Source organism: Bacillus sp. S4, from assembly GCF_040838205.1.
Lineage (GTDB): Bacteria > Bacillota > Bacilli > Bacillales > Bacillaceae_G > Bacillus_A > Bacillus_A cereus_U.
Genome location: NZ_JBFPJI010000266.1, coordinates 1 through 4,684 on the forward strand (window position 1 = coordinate 1; position 4,684 = coordinate 4,684).

The window sequence follows — 4,684 nt, forward strand, 5'->3', positions numbered from 1 at the left end:
TTGGGGTGATGATACTATGTATGATGTGTCTTCATCCTCTTTTTTTAATTGGAGCGATTATACTAATAGTAATCTTAAATATAGTACAAGGAAATGGCGAGAAAATAAGAAACATGCTGCCTAGTACTATCGTATTCTTTCTAATGGTAATTTTATTTAATTCTTTATTAACACATAGAGGGGCGACTACGTTATTTTGGTTAGGAGATAGCCGGATTAAGCTTGAGGCAGTTATGTTTGGGCTTGTTATGGGGCTATTATTAGTTACGATTATGTTTACGTTTGCTTCTTATAACGATATTATTTCGAGTCATAAATTTTTATATTTGTTTTCAAGAATTTCACCGAAAGTTGCATTGTTAACGATGATTACAGTGCGATTTGTTCCTTTGTTTATTAGGCGGTTAAAGAAAATTACACTCGTCCAAAAAACGAAAGGTGTACAATTAGATTCAGGTTCACTCATTGAGCGTATAAGAAATGGGATGAAGTTACTGCAAGTGTTATTAGTTTGTTCGTTAGAAGATGCACTACAAACAGCAGATTCTATGCAAGCTCGCGGATTTGGTGTAACGAAACGTACGACTTATATTCGATATAGAATGGAAAGACGCGATTGGTACACGCTAAGTTATTTAAGTATTCTATTTATAGCCTCATTCATATTTAGTTATTACGGCGGAGGAAAGTTAATCATTTATCCGAAAGTGGAATCAATACTGTTCCAGCAATACGATGGAATGATGTTTTTCCTATTTATGATGTTTATTAGTTTACCTATTGTAATGGAAGGAAGGGAATGGATATGGTGGCGCATGCAGAAATAAAGAATTTATCATTTATATATGCTGATGAAAATGAAGAAGCGTTACAGCATATTTCTCTTTCTGTTCAAAAAGGAGAATTTATAGTACTTGCTGGTGGTTCAGGTTCTGGGAAGACAACTTTATTAAAGCATTTCAAAAAGGAGTTACTTCCAATTGGCACGCGTTCTGGACATACATATTATGGTGGTGCTTTATTAGAAGAAGTACCTGATTTATTATCTGCACAAGAAATTGGTATGGTATTTCAAAATCCAGAAAATCAGCTCGTAATGGATACAGTTATTCAAGAATTAGCATTCTCTTTAGAAAATATCGGGCTACCATCACATATTATTCAACAAAGAATAGCGGAACTCATTAGCTTTTTAGGATTTCAAGATTTGTTACATCAATCTGTTCATACTTTATCTGGTGGTCAAAAACAACTAGTAAATTTAGCGGCGGTATTAGTCATGCAGCCGAAGTTACTATTACTGGATGAACCGACAGCGCAACTAGATCCGATTGCAGCGAAAGAGTTTTTAGGATTGTTAAAGCGTATTAATGAAGAACTTGGAATTACGATTATTTTAAGTGAACATCGTTTAGATGAGGTGATGTCGCTAGCGACTCGTGTCGTTTGTATGGATAAGGGCCGAATCGTTTATGATGGTAGCCCTAAAACGGTTATAGCGAACATGTGGGAAGTAGAAAAGTTCCGTCCATTCATTCCGCAAATTCCAAGATTGTTTTTAGAGTGGAATGTGAAAGAGATTCCATTTACAGTGCGAGAAGCGCAAATGAAAATGAATGATTTTTCAGCGATATCATATAGGAATGGGCAAGTAGAACAATGTGAAAAGCAAGAAGTAATTTTAAGTGCAGAACATATATCTTTTCAATATGAAAAAAATAGTCCACTTATTTTACGAGATTTAACAGTGAACATCGAAAAGGGAAAATGGACAGCTCTAGTTGGGAAAAACGGAACTGGGAAGTCTACACTGTTAACGATTTTAGCAGGATTGCAAAAAGCTAGAAGAGGTAAGGTAAAGTGGAATGGAAAAGTGATACATAAAATTGATTCGAAAGAACGATTTAAAAGTATAGGGTACGTATCGCAACATCCGTACTATCATTTTACATTTGATACAGTATGGGAAGAGGTTTATGAGCGTGCTAATGAATTATATGGCGAAGAGGGAAAAGTAATAGCAGAAGAAATGTTGAAAAAGTTCTGGTTAGATTCACTTAAAGAGCGCCATCCACATGATTGTAGCGGTGGAGAGCAGCAACTACTTGCATTATGTACAACGTTATTGTCAAAGCCAACGTTATTATTACTGGATGAGCCGACAAAGGGACTAGATCCATGGAAAAAGGAAAGAGTAGGAGAGCTATTTAAACAGTTGCAAAAAGAAGGTACAACAATTGTAACGGCAACGCACGATATTGAGTTTGCAGCGAAATACGTTGATCAATGTATGATGTTATTTGACGGGAAAGTCATTATGAATGATGCACCGAAAGAGTTCTTTAGTGGTAACTTCTTTTATACAACATCTATTAATAGATTCATCCGTAGAGAGTTGCCATTTGCATTAACGTGGGAGGATGTGTACGAAGCGTGTCCAAACGATATGTTGCATTTATAATATTTATTTTTGCTGTTGTAATATGTACACTACTCTTTACGACTCTTATTATGGACGGGTATTACATGGTAAGTAGTTTGTTTTTATTAGCTATCATTATGTTACCTTTCTATGTCCGTTTTGAAAGGAAGGCGTTTGTTTCACGTGAAATTGTTATCGTTGCTGTGTTAGCGGCGATTGCAGCGGTTAGCCGGGTACCATTTTCTATTTTACCGAGTGTACAACCGACTTCTTTTGTCATTATCGTTTCTGCAATTATTTTTGGGAGTGAAACTGGCTTTATGATTGGGGCAACGGCGGCTATTGTATCTAACATTTTTTTAGGACAAGGTCCGTGGACTCCGTGGCAAATGTTCTCTTGGGGCATGATCGGTTTTATAGCAGGATTACTCCGAAATACATTTTTGATGAAAAAACTATGGGGACGACTCATATATGGATTTGCCGTTGGATTTCTATTTGGCTGGATTATGAATTTGTGGGGTCTTCTTGGTTTTATACAAGAAGCAACGTGGGAAACAGTTATTTCCTACTATGTCGCAAGTTTTTACTTTGATCTGAGTCATGCGATATCGAATGTTATTTTCCTTCTGTTATTTAGCACGTCATGGATTACGATCCTCACAAGATTTAAAAAGAAATACGGTATATTAGATGAGCATAACGTGACATAGAAAAGCATACTCATATAAGGTAGGGTCGCGACTTACATATTCGTTTGCCTCTTTCATGCTTCTTACATAGTGTAAGGAGCATTTTTTATTGTCAGAAAATAGATCCAATATACATCCGTTATCCTATAAAATTATTTGTATAATAGTAGGTGAGAACTATTTTCAAGAGGGAGGTGTATAGTTAATGAAGTTAGTTATTCCGAAGCAACATGGAGCATGGGCGATGTTTGTCATACCATTTCTATTAAGTGTATTACTTGGTAAACCTACTTTTTATCATATCCCATTGTTTTTAGCCTGGTTCTTTATCTATCTAGCTACTTATCCATTTCTCATGTATATAAGGCAAAGACGAAAAAAAGAATTTCTACATGCTGCCATTGTTTATTTTATCATTGCATTCGTATTTGGGATGATTTCTTTATTATATGAATGGCGAATTCTTTTATTCGCAGTATTAATGATTCCATTGTTTATTGTAAATATGTATTACGCTCGTCAAAAAAATGAACGAGCATTACTAAATGATGTTTGTGCGATTATAGTGTTTTGTATAGGTGGCTTAATAAGTTATTATTTCTCAATGAAATTTATTGATAGAACCGCATTATTCATTGCGCTTATTTCATTTCTATATTTTTTAGGAAGTACGTTTTATGTGAAAACGATGATTCGTGAAAAAAATAATCCGAAGTATCGTTTTATATCTTGGGGATATCATATTATATTAACGGTAATCGTATTTACTATAAATCCGTGGTGTTCACTCATATTTGTACCAAGTGTCATTCGGGCCATTATGTTGTATGGCAAAAAGATTTCTATATTAAAAGTAGGGATTTTAGAAATTGTTAATTCTGTATATTTTTTAATCATAACGGTAATAATGATGAAGTATGCCATTTGAAAAAAAACTTCCCATCTTTTGATGGGAAGTTTTCATTCTTGTTCTAAAATATGAACGGTATAATCGCATCTTTGTAATGCTTGTTCTACAGCGTAAAGGGATTGTTCAATACGTGCACGATTAAAATCTTCTTCAACAGTTTGTAATGCATCTTCTAAACAATGTTTTGCTTCTTGTAATGATTGAAAAGAATCTTGTACGTATCCACGAGCATTCTTTTGCAACGTAGTAGCCTCCTTTTGTACATCTTTTTGTAGTATGAACAATAAAGAAGAAAATATAATTTTTATATTTATTTGACAATTATAATAAAATTACGTATAGTTAAATTTAAAGTGAATATTTTCTTATCCAGAGAGGTGGAGGGACTGGCCCGATGAAACCCAGCAACCGCGATGCAGGTGCTAATTCCAGCAGAACATTTTTGTTCTGGGAGATAAGACGAAGATATACGTAACTTCTTCTTATCGGAGAGGTTTTTTTGTTGCAAAAAAACCGATTATGAAAATTTATTTTAAGAAGAAAGGGTAATTAACTGTTACGATTTATTTAACCAATTATAACTAAAGTTAATTAAATATATCAGCAAGCCCTGCTAGTCAAGTGATTGGCTAGTAGTGAGGGTTAACTGCGGGCAATCCC

Annotated in this window: 5 protein-coding genes and 1 riboswitch; of the genes, 4 read left to right on the forward strand and 1 reads right to left on the reverse strand. The window is 34.6% G+C overall.

Going from position 1 to position 4,684, the window contains the following annotated elements:
- From AB3X48_RS18125 to AB3X48_RS18140, 4 genes are all read left to right on the forward strand, one after another.
- Positions 1–827: energy-coupling factor transporter transmembrane component T (locus AB3X48_RS18125; RefSeq protein WP_367959781.1), on the forward strand; the 827-nt coding region annotated here is incomplete at its 5' end.
- Entirely contained in the window at positions 800–2,461 is a 1,662-nt protein-coding gene (locus AB3X48_RS18130) for an ABC transporter ATP-binding protein (protein WP_133059515.1), read from the forward strand. The genes AB3X48_RS18125 and AB3X48_RS18130, both read left to right, overlap by 28 nt.
- The gene (locus tag AB3X48_RS18135) at positions 2,434–3,135 is read left to right on the forward strand and encodes an ECF transporter S component (RefSeq protein ID WP_088099348.1); all 702 of its coding nucleotides are present in this window, start codon (positions 2,434–2,436) and stop codon (positions 3,133–3,135) included. Before AB3X48_RS18130 ends, AB3X48_RS18135 begins: the two co-directional genes overlap by 28 nt.
- 184 nt (positions 3,136–3,319) lie before the next feature.
- Positions 3,320–4,042, forward strand: coding sequence for a YwiC-like family protein (locus AB3X48_RS18140; protein WP_367959782.1), 723 nt, complete (start codon positions 3,320–3,322; stop codon positions 4,040–4,042).
- Positions 4,043–4,074: 32 nt separating this feature from the next.
- On the opposite strand, the gene AB3X48_RS18145 is transcribed toward AB3X48_RS18140, so the two are convergent.
- Complete coding sequence (locus AB3X48_RS18145; protein WP_002110871.1) at positions 4,075–4,266, reverse strand: hypothetical protein; 192 nt, start codon at positions 4,264–4,266, stop codon at positions 4,075–4,077.
- Positions 4,267–4,386: 120 nt separating this feature from the next.
- A riboswitch (SAM riboswitch) is annotated at positions 4,387–4,485 on the forward strand.
- The last annotated feature ends 199 nt before the right edge of the window (positions 4,486–4,684 follow it).